The sequence below is a fragment of the Ethanoligenens sp. genome, assembly GCF_047718355.1.
Taxonomy (GTDB): domain Bacteria; phylum Bacillota; class Clostridia; order Oscillospirales; family Ethanoligenentaceae; genus Ethanoligenens.
Genome location: NZ_JBDNLG010000071.1, coordinates 1 through 14,860 on the forward strand (window position 1 = coordinate 1; position 14,860 = coordinate 14,860).

Below are 14,860 nucleotides of genomic sequence, written 5' to 3' on the forward strand. Positions count from 1 at the left end.
GTTATATACAATTACATCGATTGTAAATTCAGAATGCATTATAATCATCTGAATCACTACCGCCTGAAAGGCGATGGATTCGATTGGCGGCTGGAAGCCGCCGAAAGTTCACTTACTTGAAAATTATCGTTTTGCCTCTAGCTTTTTTCTTCTATTTTACTATTTTTTCCCTATCTGCACGCATTTCTCAATACGCCCTTTCGATATACTATACCGCCTAATAAATAATGAGGTGCAGTTCAAAAGGGCAAGCGCTTTTTTTCACATATAAAAAAATATGTGATGCATTTGTTTTACTTGCAAAACGTTTGCATTTGAACGTATAATAGAACAGATAACGTTCGGATGGTAACGTTCGAATTTATGTATGAAAGGGGAATGTGCAGATGATTCAGGTGAATCACCTTTGTTTTTCATATACAGGGTTGCGCCCGTACACGCTGGATGGCCTGCATCTTACAATCAAAGATGGCGAATATGTTTCTATTCTCGGTGAAAACGGAAGCGGGAAGAGCACTTTGGCTCGATTGATGTTGGGTTTTCTGAAGCCGATTTCCGGCAGTGTTGTGGTTCAGGCAAAGCAAATTGGCTATGTTCCGCAAAGACAAGATGCCAACAGTGATTTTCCCATCACGGTTTACGAAATGTTAGACAGCTACCGCAAGCTGCTGAAGCTGCGGGATAAAAGCTGTGTAACGCGTAGCCTGGAACAGGTGCATATGCAGGAATATGCCCGAGAATTGATGGGTACGCTTTCGGGAGGACAAGCCCAGAAAATCCGGCTTGCCCGTGCGTTGATGGGTGAACCGGATCTCTTGATGCTGGACGAACCTTCTACCGGTGTGGATGCGGGCAGCCAGCGCGAGATATATGCTTTTGTAAAGGAATGGAACCGCCAAAAAGGCATGACTGTTGTTTCCATTGAGCACAATTTGCAGGCTGCAATGGCAAATTCGACGCTAATCTATCATCTGCTGGATGGACACGGACATCTCTGTACCCCTAAACAATATGCGGACGAATTTTTACATTCTTCCTGAATGGATAGGGCTACAGAATAGAACGCGGTGCAAAAAGAATGAACAGTAAGGGGATCCGTTTTCATGCTTCAAATGTTTCAATATAGTTTTATGCAGAATGCACTGGTGGTATCGTTTTTCATTGCCATCCTTTGCCCAAGTATCGGGATTTTTCTGGTGCTGCGCCGCTATTCTATGATCGGGGACGCGCTTTCCCACGCCTCTTTGGCGGGCGTGGCTATCGGTTTGCTCAGTGGTGGCAGCCCGGTAATCGGCGCGTTTGTTTTTACATCGGCCTGCGGTGCGCTGATTGAATTTCTGCGTGTTTATTTTAAGAAATTTACCGACCTGCTTTTGACTATCGTGCTTGCGCTCAGCGTAGGTATTGCAATCACCATCATCAGTTCTGGCAAACTGCATGCCAATGCGGATTCTTATCTCTTCGGCAGTGTTTTGACGGTTTCTGCATTTGATATGGGTGCGATTCTGGTGTTGAGCATCGTTTCGGTGCTGGTGTTGGTGTTGCTGTACAATCAGCTTGTTTATATTGCCTACGATGAGGAAGCTGCACGTGTCGTCGGTGTGCGGGTACAACTTATAAATTACATTTTTTCTATTCTGGTCGCCTCGGCCATCTCGATTTCCATTCGCGTCGTGGGGGTGCTGGTACTCAGCTCTATGATTGCTTTGCCGGTGGCGACTGCTCTCCAGCTTCGGTTGGGCTTCCGCCGGACGCTTCTGTTTTCAGTGCTGTTCAGTATTGTAGATATTTTGGCGGGACTTGTCGCATCGTACCAGCTGAATGTGGCACCCGGTGGGTTTACTGCACTGGTGTCGGTGGCTCTCCTTTTACTGGTCATGCTGGGGAAGCGCTTGTTTCAGATTTTCCGTTTGCAAGCACAGCCACGCAACCGTATTTCTGGGCGATAACAATGTGGACGCTGCAAAGGCAAACTGTCGGCCTGCTGTTGTTTACCGTGGTGTTCGCCGTAGCCTTGGTTTTTTCTCTGTTGTTTCAGTCAAAAGAGCCCTTGAAAGGACAGGCAGATCCGGCTACTGCCGCGTCTGTTGTTTCCAACCAGCAGCGGATTGCAGAGCAATTGCAGGCACTGCCTGCGGTTGGTACGTTTGTGTATGGAAAAAGCGGTTTGGGAGCCAATCTGAACTGCATACGGATTTTGCCGGATAAACCGGTGAGGACGTCTGTGCTAATGACCTTAGAAATCCACGGATATGAAGATGCATATGCCAAAGATGGACAGGTTCTGGTCGATATCGGTAACGCGGTGATTGAGTGGGCGAGCAGCAATCGCAGCGTGCTGGATACCACGGCACTGTATGTTGTGCCGTCGGCTAATCCGGACGGGCTGGCGGATGGAATAAGCCAAAACGGCAAGGGAAGATGCCAGATGTCGCTGGGTGTGAATATCAACCGGGATTTTCCGACTGGTTTTAAAGTGATTGCCAATGCGCGTGACTATACGCTTGCGGCACCGCTTGCGGCACCCGAAAGCCAAGCTCTTGTGGATCTTGTTACACAGATCAAACCGGCAGTCGTGGTCGATGTACATGGGTGGGAAGACCACGTGTTAGGAAATGCAGCAATTGCCTCTTTCTTTCTGCCAGTTACTGTTTCTAAAAGATTCAGTGCGTTTGACGCAAAATGCAATGGCTTTTTCAGTCTATGGGCGTCTACGCAAGGGGCAGAGTCTATTTTGCTGGAATTGCCAAGGACAACGAAAGGCGTATATCCCGTAAATTTTTACAGTTCCCGAATAGAAAACAGCATCTCGGCATTGGTACAGTCGCTCGGAGAGTGAAAAGGGTTATATACAGCCGCTCTTAAAGATATAGCAAAATGGGAACAATGAAGCGTTGTCATACGATATGATTTTGCACAAGAGGGAACACGACTCCATACTTCCGCATATACTTCCAGTATCAGATATGGCGGGAGGGTGTTCGATGGAGCAAAACATGGTATCAGAGCCGCCGGCGCCGCGGCTTATCCATACATATGACGATACGGGACGCGGCGGATGGTACGCCGGCGCAATTGAATGGCCGGGCGCTCCGGTCATTGTTTTTGTGCCGGGTCTGGGACAGCCGGCGCGCAGCTTTTGGGAAAAAAGCGAGGTATACGGATTGAACCAAATGTATGCCCTTGCGGTGGCCGACGGGTTTCGGGCAGCGTTTGTCGGGTTTGCGGCAGAAAAAGAAAAACCGATGGATATGTGGAAAAATGGGCGGATTCTGGCATGGCAACTTTCCGATATTTGTGCATTTTATCAGACTGACGCGGTGACACTGGTTGCACACAGCAAAGGCGGTGTGGACGCTCAGACGGCAGCCATTTACTATGGCGCGGCGCCGCGGATTCGGCGGCTCTATACGCTTAGCTCTCCGCACTGGGGCTCTGAACTGGCAGATTTGGCCTATTCCTCCATCGGGTTTCCGTTGGGCGAACGGATGGGTGTACATAGTGACGGCTGTTATGTGATGCAGACAGGGTATATGCAGGCTTATCGCAAGAAAACCGATGTGGTGGGGCGCGCAGTGCCGTTGTTTACTTTTGCGGGATGCGGCAGCGGCCCTGCTTTCAGCCGTGTTTGGGCAGGCGCACAGATTCTTTCACGTTGGGGGAAAAACGATGGCGTCGTAACTGTGCGCAGTGCACATAATCCAAACGGAGAACATATGGCCACATTGGACTTCGACCACATCCAGATGCAGAGTGGACAGTTTATTTGGCCGCATGTGCGTCGTGCAGTTTTGGGTATTGCTCCGTTGGTAAAACCCGTTTCTGTGGCAGTGAAAGATTTGCCGCAGGATGCCGAAGCGATAGAGGTTCCCGATGGATTGGTATTGCGCGGGGGCGGGATGGCAGATGGTGTGCAGGAAACATTTGCGGTGGACAGTGCCGCGCGCAGTATAGATATCTGCTTGATGACGGCGGGCGGCGATGCTGCCGACCGTTTTACGCTTACGGCGCCGGACGGTGGAGTCACCACGTTGCATGAAGCGCATTCTGAAAGCGGTGCACAAATGCAGCGAACGGTCGTTCAGAATCCATTGCCGGGCAATTGGCAGCTGAAAGGTTCCCAAAGCAGCGGCGCTTATCTCGTTTCGGTCCGTTTTGGTGCTGAAATGCCTTCTGTACATACTGCCGTGAAAACGGCGGGGAAACGTGCCGTTCGAAAAGTCAAAAACATGCTTCGCATTTTTCAAACATTTCCGGACCATTGCCAGATGGTCTATGAGGGTGATGCGGCAGAGGACGGAGAGCTGCCGCTCGCTTCCGGAGACGGCATTTATTCAGTAGAACAAGTATTGCGCGGTGAACTGGACGACGGCAGTCCATATGAGCGCAATGTAGTGCGGCAGATAGCGATGCGGCGCAAACATGTGTGACGGGATGTTTGCAATGGTCCCAATCACTTTGCCCGTGAGGCCCAAAGCTGCGGCGGTTGTGCCAGTGCATTTTCTATTTCTTTGGCGCAGTCGAGCATACAGCTTGCATGATAATTATAGACGATGTTTTTTTCGTATTCTTCGGGTTCCCCCGTTGCTTCTGGAAGTCGGCAGGCGGTCAATACAGAAAGAACTCGGCTGTTCTGTTCATCAAGTTGCCGGCATTTCTCCGGTAACTCCTGTATCATGACCATATGTCGCAGGATGCTTTGAAACATCTCGACAGCTTTGCGCATTTCGGCGACTTGTTCATCACGGCGGGCGAACAGTTTATATTCCGCTGTGTTTTTTTCCAAATGTCCCTGCAAGGTGTCACAGTCTTTTTTTAATGCAGGGATGTCGGCAAGAGTATGATAAGCAAGTAAATCGGTTAGACTATCGAACAGACGCGCTTTCAACAATATAAATCGTTTATCAATTTCCTTGGTGCGATGATAAGGAAATAAAAGCAGGTTGACGGCCACCGCAATGACGACACCCAACAGCGTCGCCAACAACCGATTATAGGTAAATAGCAGCGGCACTTCTTTGCTGTAATCCAAATCGACCATGATGCGCATGAATACGATGCCGCCAATCGTCATTGATTTATTTAAGCGAAATTGGGAAAGAATAAAGAACAAAAAAATGATGCCTAAAAAAGATGCAATTGATTTATCTATCGGCATATAAGCAAACAGCGAACCGGCTAGACCACCCGCTAATGTGCCCAGCAGACGGTTGCGGCCGGCGGTGACTGTGTCTTTGGAATAAATCTGTAACACCACTACACAGGCGATAGCTGCATAAAATGGATATTCTAGTTTTAAAGCATACGAAATTCCCACACTCAGTCCAACGGCTACCGCTGTCTTAATTGTGCGCATTCCTGGTTTTATTTTCATAGATACACCCAGCTTTGGTATAATACTTTTATGTTTTGTTATTATAACACAGAATGAAATGAGCGCAAAATATCAATATCCAGAAAACATATAGAGCCTATATAACAAATCATCAAAATTTCGAGAGGCATGGGTTTGGATTTTATGTGCATAATACGCAAGGTGTTTCGTTTGGTTCTGACAGATGTTTGTTTGGGAAATGCACAGAAACCGAAAATAAGGAAAATAGTGTAAAACTTTTGCAATATCTATTGACAAATCCTGCATGGGTGATTATAATAAAAACGGAAAGAATAACATGGTAGAGCAACGGCGCTTTGGGAAAATCTCAAAGCGCGTTATTTTGTGTATTTTTGATAACCAGTATATTCCAAAAGCAAGGACGTTTGGCTGGTGTCATAGGTTTTTCTGAATAGGAGGCGGCTTTTATGAGAATTGTAGAATTTTTGCATGATGATGACCATCTAACTATCCCATCCAATCTGGATATATGGATGGAGAAAAACGGTATGGCCACGTCAAAAAAAATCCATATAGATCGCAACGAAGATTTCCCCAAATTGTATGAATTTGACGTCGCGGTACTTCACGGCGGGCGGCAACATTTATGGAATAAGGATGCCGATCCATGGCTTTATGGTGAAGTGGAATATGTGCGGATGCTGCTCAATGAAAAAAAACCGGTGATTGGTTTTGGCATGGGGGCCGGTATCCTCGCGCAGGCACTGGGTGCGCCGGCTTATCGCTGCGGTGATGAGGAGCAAGGTTTTTATTATATCCGTCCGTGGAAAGAGGGCTGTGCACATCCCTTGCTGCGTGGCTTGGAAAGAGGATTTTTTGCCTACATGCGCCACAGCGACCATTACGCTTTGCCTGTGCATTTAAGCCTTGCACGCTCAAGTCTGTCCCCAAGCGCCATGTTTGCAGCGGATGACGTACCCGCGGTTGGCTTTCAATTTCATCCCGAATATACACCCGCTATTATTGCAGCGAAAGGCGGTGATTTTTCACGGCATACGGAGGACACCTACCCGATATTTTCCAGGCTAATGGAGAATACACTGCTTTGGATGGGACGCAGCGTTGTGCGTCAACCCGCCTACACGTATGGAAAAGTCTAAAAAATACGCCCATATCATCGATCCCTGCCGGGTACACATCAAACCCGACAGGGATTTTTTAGTGCGGTGTGCTTGCAATCATCTGATGGTCGTGATATGCTGCAACCATAGGGCGATGGAGCCCCATGGCCTTTCGCAGAAGGGAAGGGGAGGCAGATGGATGAAATAACAACATTAGCCGATTGGCTGAAGACCTCGCAACAGATTGTCGCCTTTACTGGGGCGGGTGTCTCCACCGAGAGTAACATACCGGATTTCCGTTCAGCTGGTGGCGTATATGAACACATTCAAGAAAAATATGGAAGAGAGCCGGAGGTTCTGCTTTCACATCGTTTCTTTATGCAAAATCCCAAAACTTTTTTTGAGTATCTGCGCGAATATCTGGTGTTTCCTGACGCTGAGCCAAACGATGCACATCGAGCGTTTGCTGCGCTGGAACGGGAAGGCAAGCTGTCTGCCGTTGTGACGCAGAATATTGACGGGTTGCACAGCCGGGCAGGATCAAAAACAGTGTATGAACTGCATGGCAGTGTATATCGCAGCTATTGTATGTCCTGCGGCAAACAGTACAACTTAGAGTCCGTTCTGGAGGCGTCCGACGTCCCTCGCTGCATATGTGGCGGCATCATCCGTCCGGATGTCGTGCTTTATGGTGAAGGGCTGGACAGCGAGATCGTGACAGGTGCTGTCCGCGCTATTGAACAAGCCGATTTGCTGATTGTGGCAGGCACCAGTCTGGCCGTCTATCCGGCTGCGGGACTGATTGATTATTTTCAAGGAAAACACCTGGTGCTTCTCAATAAGAGTGAAACACCGCATGACCGCCGCGCGGATCTGTGCATCCATGCGGCAGCCGGTGTGACGTTGCGTGCTGCGCTGGAAAAGGCACAGATAAAAATAGATGCCTGACATAAAATGACAGGCATCTATTTTTATTTTGTGCCAAACAGGCGGTCTCCGGCATCACCGAGTCCTGGAACGATGTAGCAGTGGTCGTTCAAATAATCGTCCAGTGCGGCACAGAAGACTTGCACGTCCGGGTGTGCTTCAGACAATGTTTTTAAGCCTTCCGGTGCAGCAATGATGCACATAAACTTAATGTGACGCACGCCATGCTTCTTGATGACGGAGATGGCCTCCACTGCGGAACCGCCGGTCGCCAGCATCGGGTCAAGCACAATCACTTCGCGTTCACGGATGTCATCGGGCAGTTTGACATAGTAGTCGACGGGATGAAGACTTTCCGGGTCACGATATAGTCCGATGTGCCCTACTTTGGCGGCAGGAACCATGCGCAAAACACCGTCTACCATGCCAAGCCCCGCCCTTAGAATGGGGACAAATGCCAATTTCTTACCTGAAATCACCTGCGCTTTTGCCAATGCGACGGGTGTTTCGATTTCTACTTCTTGGAGAGGAAGGTCGCGCGTCGCCTCATAGCACATCAGCATGGCGATCTCGCCCACCATTTCGCGGAATTCTTTGCCTCCGGTTTGTTTGTCCCGCAAAAGCGTCAGCTTGTGCTGAATCAGCGGATGGCTCAGCAGCGAAATGTTTTTATTCATGGATGCACACCCCGTTATAATTGTTTCATTTCAAAGTTGTTCTATTTTTTGCAGACGACGTTCATGGCGCTCGCCGCCCTCGAAATCTGTGTGCAAAAACACATCGACCAATTCACAGGCAAGTCCTGCTCCCACAACGCGCCCGCCAAGGCAAAGCACATTTGCGTCATTGTGGAGTCGAGTGTATTTGGCGCTGTAGTAATCGGAACAGCACGCGGCGCGGATGCCCTTCAGCTTGTTGGCAGCTATGCATATACCCACGCCGGTACCGCAAAACAATAGTGCTTTTTCACATGAACCGTCTAATACGCCTGTGCAAGCCGCTTTGGCGTAGTCGGGATAATCACAGGAATCGGCACTGTAGGTTCCAAAATCCCGATAAGGGATACCTTGCTTATCCAAATAGGTTTTGATCTCTTGCTTTAATGCAAACCCGCCGTGGTCACTGCCCAATGCAATCATGAAGATGCCCCCCGTATCGTATTATTTTGCGCCATTTTCGCACGTAATTCTCGTTCTGCCTGTGGTAAGCGCAAATAGACCGGCATCAGCTGGTCAGGTGTCAAAGACCGCTTTTCCTGAAAGGCATCCAACCCAAGTGCCGCAACCGCACCGGCGTGGGAAAAGCGCAGCCGGTCTGGAGCCAACAGGCAGTAACGATGTTCCTTAAACGCATTATAGCACAGTTCAGCGCCGTCTCCAACCAGTAAAACCGGTTCTGCTGGTAAATCTTCTAACAATGTGTCAAGCCCGACTGCGCGGTCCATGCAGCGGCGTACCAGGCCAGTCGGGGAGGAAGTAAACAGCGCGTTGTAGACTTGGCCGCGTCTGGCGTCCATCACGGCGCAAGTCGTTCCCGTAAAAAACGGAATATTCCATGCCGCAGTTTCCAGCGCCGAGACACCCACACAAGGTACGCCGCAGGCCAACGCCATACCTTTCACAGCGGCTACGCCGATACGTACGCCGGTGAAAGAACCCGGACCTGTGGAAACAGCAAACAGGCCAATTTCCGAGAACGTTGTTTTACAGCGGCGCAGGAGTTCACAGACGGCGGGCATCAACGTTTCACTGTGGGTCTGCGGAATATGCACATACACCTCGCCCAGAAGGTGGGTGTCTTCACACAATGCGGCAGAAGCAGTCACGGACGATGTATCGATGGCAAGTATTTTCATCCGCTATTTTGCCCCCGTTTCTTCGTGTTTGATGGAGATGCGTCGGAGATCTGTTCCTGCATCCGGTTCAATGTGCACCCGAATAGCATTTGCCGGAAGGGCGGCTTCTATGTTCTCGCTCCATTCCACAGCACAGATACCGCCGCTGTCAAGATAGTCAAAAAATCCAGTAGATTCCAGATCCGCCCAGTTCATGATACGATACATATCAAAATGGTAGAGCGGGATACGACCGGAATAAGTGTGTACAAGGGCAAACGTGGGGCTGGACACCATGTCCGTGATTGCAAGACCGCGGGCAAGTCCCCGAATAAATTGCGTTTTTCCCGCACCGAGGTTTCCAAAAAGGGCGACAACATCGCCAGGGCGCAATTCTTTGGCCAACTGCTCGCCCGCCTGTTCCGTTTCCGCCGGTGAACGGCTAATGATTTCGGTCAAGATATTCCCCCTGTATTTGCTTAAAAAAGTCCGGTGATTACGCCGTTTGCATCAATGTCAATCTGTTCGGCGGCAGGCTTTTTCGGTAGACCGGGCATTTGCAGAATGTTGCCGGTGTAGATTACCACGAACCCGGCGCCTGCACTAAGACGCGCGTCCCGTACATGCAAGGTAAATCCTTTTGGACGCCCTAACGCTTTGGCGTCGTCCGACAAGGAGTACTGGGTTTTAGCAACACAGATGGGCAGTTTGTTTCCGCCAAGCGCTTCGATTTCAGCCAGCGCTTTATCCGCCGCAGCGGTATACTGTACCTCGCCCGCGCCGTAAATCTGCTCTGCCAGAGTTCCGATTTTTTCCCTGATTTCCAGATCTAAATCATACAACGGCGCATAGGTGGAGGGGGTGTCAGCGGCATCCATCACTTTGCGCGCCAGCTCCAGGCCACCTTCACTGCCTTTAGCAAATACTTCCGAAAGGGCAAAAGAGGCGTGCTCCTCCGTGCAGATTTCCTTCACTGCTGAAAGCTCTGCTTCCGTGTCTGTACCGAACCGATTGATCGCCACCACGACCGGCACACCGAAGCGCCGCATGTTGGTGATGTGCGCACGCAGGTTGTCCGCGCCGCGGTGGAGGGCAGCCACGTTTTCCGTGCCGAGAGCGTCCCGCTTAACACCGCCATTATACTTAAGTGCACGAATGGTGGCGACCAGCACGACCGCTGCCGGATGAAGACCGGCGGCACGGCATTTGATATCCATGAATTTTTCCGCGCCGAGGTCAGAGCCAAAACCGGCCTCGGTGATGCAGTAATCGCCTAATTTTAAGGAGAGCGCGGTGGCGCGCACGGAATTGCATCCGTGTGCGATATTGGCAAACGGACCGCCGTGGATGATAGCGGGTGTGCCTTCGAGTGTTTGCACCAGATTGGGATTGATCGCGTCTTTCAACAGGGCGGCCATCGCGCCCGCTACACCGAGTTGCTTACAATAGACCGGTTCGCCTGCATATGAGTAGGCGACCAGGATATTGCCCAGCCGTTCTTTCAAATCAGCAATGTCCTTTGCCAGACAGAGAATGGCCATCACTTCACTGGCAACGGTGATAATAAATCCATCCTCACGCGGTATACCGTTGGGTTTTCCGCCTAAACCGACGACAGTCTGCCGCAGGACGCGGTCATTCATGTCCAGTACTCGTTTGAATAGGATGCGTCGAGGGTCGATTTGCAGCGTGTTTCCTTGTTGCAGATGGTTGTCCAAGATTGCACAGAGCAAATTGTTTGCCGCAGTGATGGCATGCATATCACCAGTGAAGTGTAAGTTGATATCTTCCATAGGCATGACCTGTGCATATCCGCCGCCTGCCGCGCCGCCTTTCATGCCGAACACTGGCCCGAGGGATGGTTCGCGCAGCGCAATGACCGCCTGTTTGCCCAGTTTGCGCAGTGCGTCTCCCAAGCCGACTGTGGTGGTTGTTTTGCCCTCGCCGGCCGGCGTCGGGTTGATAGCCGTGACCAAAATCAATTTGCCATCCTGTTTCGGCGCAAGGCGCTTGAACAGAGAATCATTGAGCTTGGCTTTATATTTTCCATATAGCTCCAATTCGTCATCGGATACACCGAGTTTGGCGGCAATTTCGGCTATAGGCTGTAAGGCAGACTGATGCGCAATTTCAATATCGCTGAGCATATTGTTTCCCCCGTATTTTCTCTGTTTCCCGACGCACCCTCGTTATATTCGCAGCAAGGGATGCGCCGGTTTTGTCGCTTACTTTTTAATTATACGCAAAAAAGTGGGTTGCGTCAAAAAAATATGTGAAAACCTTAAACGCGCGAACCGTATCCGGGCAATCGCCTTCCATTTTATTCGATTGATATGGAAAGCTGTAATTTGCTTGCAAAGAAACCGCACAGACGATATAATAGCAAAAGGCGGTGAAAAAATGTTCAAAATATTTCGCGCCGTTTGGCGTTATATTCGGCAGACGGATCTGGTGCTAATGCTGACAGCGATACTGGCATCCGTATACGGACTGCTGTTGGTTTTGAGTGCCACCAACGCGACCCATACATCTTCCAGAGCATTTTTTATGCAGATTGTCGGCATCTGCCTGGGGATTGCGGGCATGGTAGTTATCTCAAAGATCGATTACCACGATATGGGAAATCTATGGAAAGTGGGAGCGGCAGCGGGCGTGATTATGCTTTTGCTGCCTTATGTGCATCCTTACACAGTGGCTGGTTCCGCCGACCTGTCTTGGATCAATCTGGGATTCACTACCGTACAGCCTGCTGAATTTGTGAAACTGTGTTTTATCATCACTTTCGCAACACATTATAATGCCGTCAGAGAACGCCTGACATCTCCGCTGAATGTGATTCTGCTGGTGATGCACGCGATGGTGCCGATTGGCATTATTGTGGTGCAGAAAGACATGGGGATGGCGTTTGTTTATGTAGGCATGTTTATATGTATGCTGTTTGCAGCAGGTGTGCAGTTGCGCTATTTTGCAGTTGGCGCGGTGTTATTGCTTGCAGGCATTCCTGTTATCTGGAGCAAAGTGTTTGGCGACACACAGCGCCATCGAATTTTAGCGTTATTCAATCCTGAAAGCAGCGACTTGAAGGATGTATCCATGCAGCAGCTGTATGGACGCAGCGCTATAGGCTCGGGGCAGATTTGGGGATACGGCCTGTTTCACGGTCCACGCACACAATCCTCCATCAGCGGACAACTGCCCGAAAGAAGAAACGACATGATTTTCGCAGTGGCTGGTGAAGAACTGGGCTTTATCGGCTGTGTACTGATTTTGGTGTTGTTCTTGATTTTGACAGTACGGCTGTTGCAATATGTGCGTTCTGCCAAAGATCCACTTGGCTCAATGATTTGTGTGGGTGTTTTTTCTGCGTTTACCATGCAGGTTTTTATCAACGTCGGCATGGTGCTGATGGTGTTGCCGGTGATTGGTATCACGCTGCCTTTTTTCAGTGCGGGAGCGTCCTCAATGGTCGCGTCGTATTGGTTGATTGGTTTGGCGCTGTCGGTCCATATGCACCGTAAAAATGAAATATTTGCAGGGCAGGATAGTTTATAACAGGTGTGGCTCTTTGGGTATGACGAAGAGTATTTGCAAATTTATAGGATAAAAATGCGGAGGTTGTTCATGGAGCATCAGTTTGTGCTGGTTTTGGATTTTGGTGGACAGTATAATCAGTTAATCGCGCGTCGTGTGCGCGAATGCGGCGTTTATTGTGAGGTTCGTTCGCATCATATGCCGGTTGAGGAGATTCGTGCGCTGCATCCGGTTGGCATCATTTTTACCGGTGGGCCAAACAGCGTGTATGGTGAGAACGCGCCAACTTGCGATCCGGCAGTCTTTACTTTAGGTGTGCCGATTTTGGGTATCTGCTATGGTATTCATTTGCTTGTGCAGTCTTTGGGAGGGAATGTGGTCGCCGCCGGTGGTCGTGAATATGGCAGAACGGCTACAGATCTGGATACAGCAAGTCCGTTATTCCATGGGCTTGCATCTACTGTTACGACTTGGATGAGCCATGGCGATTATGTGGAACAATTGCCAAAAGGTTTTCATGTGATTGCCAAATCCCTGAACTGCCCCGTGGCGGCTATTGAAGATACAGAACGCGGATTCTATGGCGTGCAATTTCATCCTGAAGTCATGCACACCGAAAAAGGAACGGAGATAATCCGTAATTTTCTATTTGAGGTCTGCCAATGCACCGGTGATTGGAGTATGGGGGATTACGCCAAGACAACGGTGGCCAGTCTTAAAGAGAAAATTGGAGATGGCCGCGTATTGTTGGCTTTGTCCGGCGGCGTGGATTCTGCTGTGGCGGCGGCACTTTTGTCGCGTGCAGTGGGCAAGCAGTTGACTTGTATTTTTGTAGACCACGGCTTAATGCGTAAAAACGAAGGCGATGAAGTCGAAGAGGCGTTTCAGGGGCGAAATATTCATTTTGTTCGTGTGGATGCAGAAGAGCGCTTTTTGGATAAATTAAAAGGCATCTCAGATCCAGAACGCAAGCGCAAAATTATTGGTGAAGAGTTCATCCGTGTTTTTGAAGATGAAGCCAAAAAGATTGGAACTGTGGAATTTCTGGCGCAGGGTACGATTTATCCAGATGTCATTGAATCTGGTCTTGGGGATGCTGCTGTCATTAAAAGTCACCACAATGTAGGTGGACTGCCGGAGCATGTCCGCTTTAAGGAAATCGTAGAACCGCTGCGTCTGCTGTTTAAAGATGAAGTGCGTGCGCTCGGGAAAGAGCTCGGTTTGCCTGATTATATGGTTTGGCGGCAGCCGTTTCCGGGTCCGGGCCTTGCTATTCGTATTATTGGAGAAATCACAAAAGAAAAGCTGGATGTTTTGCGCGATGCGGATGCCGTGTTCCGCGAGGAAATCACCAAAGCGGGCATGATGCGTGATATCAATCAATATTTTGCGGTACTAACCAATATGCGTTCGGTAGGCGTTATGGGGGATGGACGTACCTATGATTACACATTGGCGTTGCGGGGTGTCACTACTAGTGATTTCATGACCGCAGATTGGGCACGCATCCCTTTTGAAGTGTTGGATACAGTTTCCAACCGAATTATCAATGAAGTAAAAGGCATTAACCGTGTAGTATACGATATCACCAGCAAACCGCCCGCTACAATAGAGTGGGAGTAAACCTGAAAATCCCCGGAATCCGCTATTCTATGCGGTTTCCGGGGATTCTTTTTGTCCTTTGAGTACAGATTGAGTGCAATTTTTAAATATATCAAAATTCAGGAGGAATTTTAACCTTAATTCCAGCCGATGTATCAAGCAAAACCATAGAACATTGAAGTTCAAGTTCAACAGATTCTTTGATGGCTAACAGCTTAGCAATAGCGGCTTTGGTAGCATCATTGGGATTGTTTCCAGCTTCTTTACATGAACTGGTGTAAAGATAATGCATCTTTTCCCATTTGAGAATGCTGGGAAGAATGAGTGGGCTTGCAAGATGAAAAGCAAAATCATTTGTTGTTAATGACTTCTGATTGTTATTTATACTAATTCTCGTATATTTGGCCAAAACGGGGTTGATGTGTATAGAAACTGTTTCAGGTTTCAATAGTTTATCTTCTCCACGCTCTCCATCAATACAGATAATATGGGAATTACACAGTATAATAA

General features: G+C 49.2%; 14 protein-coding genes and 1 pseudogene. 8 read left to right on the top strand and 7 right to left on the bottom strand.

All coding sequences use genetic code 11. The annotated features are described in order from the left end of the window. Nucleotides 1-386 precede the first annotated feature (386 nt). The 4 genes from ABF463_RS10565 (at nt 387) to ABF463_RS10580 (ending at nt 4,430) form a co-directional block, all read left to right on the top strand. Nucleotides 387-1,040 carry a metal ABC transporter ATP-binding protein gene (locus ABF463_RS10565; protein ID WP_415533597.1) on the top strand — a complete coding sequence of 218 codons (654 nt, stop codon included), beginning with the start codon at nt 387-389 and terminating at the stop codon, nt 1,038-1,040. A gap of 72 nt (nt 1,041-1,112) precedes the next feature. Continuing rightward, nucleotides 1,113-1,949: a metal ABC transporter permease gene (locus ABF463_RS10570; RefSeq protein WP_415533610.1), complete on the top strand. Its 837-nt coding sequence runs from the start codon at nt 1,113-1,115 to the stop codon at nt 1,947-1,949. Between the two features lie 2 nt (nt 1,950-1,951). After that, on the top strand, nt 1,952-2,839 hold the full coding sequence (locus ABF463_RS10575) for a M14 family zinc carboxypeptidase (RefSeq protein WP_415533598.1): 888 nt from the start codon (nt 1,952-1,954) through the stop codon (nt 2,837-2,839). A 145-nt stretch (nt 2,840-2,984) separates the two neighbouring features. Beyond that, nucleotides 2,985-4,430 (top strand): esterase/lipase family protein, encoded by a 1,446-nt coding sequence (locus ABF463_RS10580; protein ID WP_415533599.1) that lies wholly within the window; start codon nt 2,985-2,987, stop codon nt 4,428-4,430. Between the two features lie 23 nt (nt 4,431-4,453). Here the strand turns inward: ABF463_RS10580 and ABF463_RS10585 are convergent, their stop codons facing one another. Further along, the gene (locus ABF463_RS10585) at nt 4,454-5,374 is read right to left on the bottom strand and encodes an FUSC family protein (RefSeq protein ID WP_415533600.1); all 921 of its coding nucleotides are present in this window, start codon (nt 5,372-5,374) and stop codon (nt 4,454-4,456) included. Nucleotides 5,375-5,802: 428 nt separating this feature from the next. Between ABF463_RS10585 and ABF463_RS10590 the strand changes: the two genes are divergently transcribed. Next, on the top strand, nt 5,803-6,495 hold the full coding sequence (locus ABF463_RS10590) for a type 1 glutamine amidotransferase (RefSeq protein ID WP_415533601.1): 693 nt from the start codon (nt 5,803-5,805) through the stop codon (nt 6,493-6,495). A 156-nt stretch (nt 6,496-6,651) separates the two neighbouring features. Then, complete coding sequence (locus ABF463_RS10595) at nt 6,652-7,404, top strand: NAD-dependent protein deacylase (RefSeq protein WP_415533602.1); 753 nt, start codon at nt 6,652-6,654, stop codon at nt 7,402-7,404. Between the two features lie 23 nt (nt 7,405-7,427). Here the strand turns inward: ABF463_RS10595 and upp are convergent, their stop codons facing one another. From upp to ABF463_RS10620, 5 genes are read right to left on the bottom strand one after another with little or no spacing between them, the layout of a single operon-like run. Then, the gene (gene upp, locus ABF463_RS10600; protein ID WP_415533603.1) at nt 7,428-8,060 is read right to left on the bottom strand and encodes a uracil phosphoribosyltransferase; all 633 of its coding nucleotides are present in this window, start codon (nt 8,058-8,060) and stop codon (nt 7,428-7,430) included. A 30-nt stretch (nt 8,061-8,090) separates the two neighbouring features. After that, a complete protein-coding gene (gene rpiB / locus ABF463_RS10605) occupies nt 8,091-8,522 on the bottom strand; it encodes a ribose 5-phosphate isomerase B (protein ID WP_415533604.1) in 432 nt (143 codons plus the stop codon). Then, nucleotides 8,519-9,238 carry a tRNA (adenosine(37)-N6)-threonylcarbamoyltransferase complex dimerization subunit type 1 TsaB gene (gene tsaB / locus ABF463_RS10610; protein WP_415533605.1) on the bottom strand — a complete coding sequence of 240 codons (720 nt, stop codon included), beginning with the start codon at nt 9,236-9,238 and terminating at the stop codon, nt 8,519-8,521. Before tsaB ends, rpiB begins: the two co-directional genes overlap by 4 nt. A 3-nt stretch (nt 9,239-9,241) precedes the next feature. Continuing rightward, a complete protein-coding gene (gene tsaE, locus ABF463_RS10615) occupies nt 9,242-9,676 on the bottom strand; it encodes a tRNA (adenosine(37)-N6)-threonylcarbamoyltransferase complex ATPase subunit type 1 TsaE (RefSeq protein ID WP_415533606.1) in 435 nt (144 codons plus the stop codon). 20 nt (nt 9,677-9,696) lie between these two features. Beyond that, nucleotides 9,697-11,364: a formate--tetrahydrofolate ligase gene (locus ABF463_RS10620; RefSeq protein WP_415533607.1), complete on the bottom strand. Its 1,668-nt coding sequence runs from the start codon at nt 11,362-11,364 to the stop codon at nt 9,697-9,699. Nucleotides 11,365-11,617: 253 nt separating this feature from the next. Here ABF463_RS10620 and ABF463_RS10625 point away from each other — a divergent pair, with 253 nt between their 5' ends. Together ABF463_RS10625 and guaA are read left to right on the top strand one after the other, a co-directional pair. Then, nucleotides 11,618-12,769: an FtsW/RodA/SpoVE family cell cycle protein gene (locus ABF463_RS10625; RefSeq protein ID WP_415533608.1), complete on the top strand. Its 1,152-nt coding sequence runs from the start codon at nt 11,618-11,620 to the stop codon at nt 12,767-12,769. 69 nt (nt 12,770-12,838) lie between these two features. Continuing rightward, nucleotides 12,839-14,371, top strand: a complete 1,533-nt coding sequence (guaA, locus tag ABF463_RS10630; protein WP_415533609.1) for a glutamine-hydrolyzing GMP synthase — start codon at nt 12,839-12,841, stop codon at nt 14,369-14,371. A gap of 91 nt (nt 14,372-14,462) precedes the next feature. On the opposite strand, the pseudogene ABF463_RS10635 reads toward guaA, so the two are convergent. Continuing rightward, nucleotides 14,463-14,860, bottom strand: a pseudogene (locus ABF463_RS10635) (XRE family transcriptional regulator); the annotation flags it as partial.

Bases quoted from the DNA above. Each gene is read 5' to 3' on its own strand.
- rpiB (WP_415533604.1), bottom strand. From the start codon at position 8,522: ATGATTGCATTGGGCAGTGACCACGGCGGGTTTGCATTAAAGCAAGAG.
- ABF463_RS10580 (WP_415533599.1), top strand. From the start codon at position 2,985: ATGGAGCAAAACATGGTATCAGAGCCGCCGGCGCCGCGGCTTATCCAT.
- ABF463_RS10625 (WP_415533608.1), top strand. From the start codon at position 11,618: ATGTTCAAAATATTTCGCGCCGTTTGGCGTTATATTCGGCAGACGGAT.
- ABF463_RS10585 (WP_415533600.1), bottom strand. From the start codon at position 5,374: ATGAAAATAAAACCAGGAATGCGCACAATTAAGACAGCGGTAGCCGTT.
- ABF463_RS10570 (WP_415533610.1), top strand. From the start codon at position 1,113: ATGTTTCAATATAGTTTTATGCAGAATGCACTGGTGGTATCGTTTTTC.
- ABF463_RS10575 (WP_415533598.1), top strand. From the start codon at position 1,952: ATGTGGACGCTGCAAAGGCAAACTGTCGGCCTGCTGTTGTTTACCGTG.
- ABF463_RS10590 (WP_415533601.1), top strand. From the start codon at position 5,803: ATGAGAATTGTAGAATTTTTGCATGATGATGACCATCTAACTATCCCA.
- tsaB (WP_415533605.1), bottom strand. From the start codon at position 9,238: ATGAAAATACTTGCCATCGATACATCGTCCGTGACTGCTTCTGCCGCA.
- ABF463_RS10620 (WP_415533607.1), bottom strand. From the start codon at position 11,364: ATGCTCAGCGATATTGAAATTGCGCATCAGTCTGCCTTACAGCCTATA.
- guaA (WP_415533609.1), top strand. From the start codon at position 12,839: ATGGAGCATCAGTTTGTGCTGGTTTTGGATTTTGGTGGACAGTATAAT.
- ABF463_RS10595 (WP_415533602.1), top strand. From the start codon at position 6,652: ATGGATGAAATAACAACATTAGCCGATTGGCTGAAGACCTCGCAACAG.
- upp (WP_415533603.1), bottom strand. From the start codon at position 8,060: ATGAATAAAAACATTTCGCTGCTGAGCCATCCGCTGATTCAGCACAAG.
- ABF463_RS10565 (WP_415533597.1), top strand. From the start codon at position 387: ATGATTCAGGTGAATCACCTTTGTTTTTCATATACAGGGTTGCGCCCG.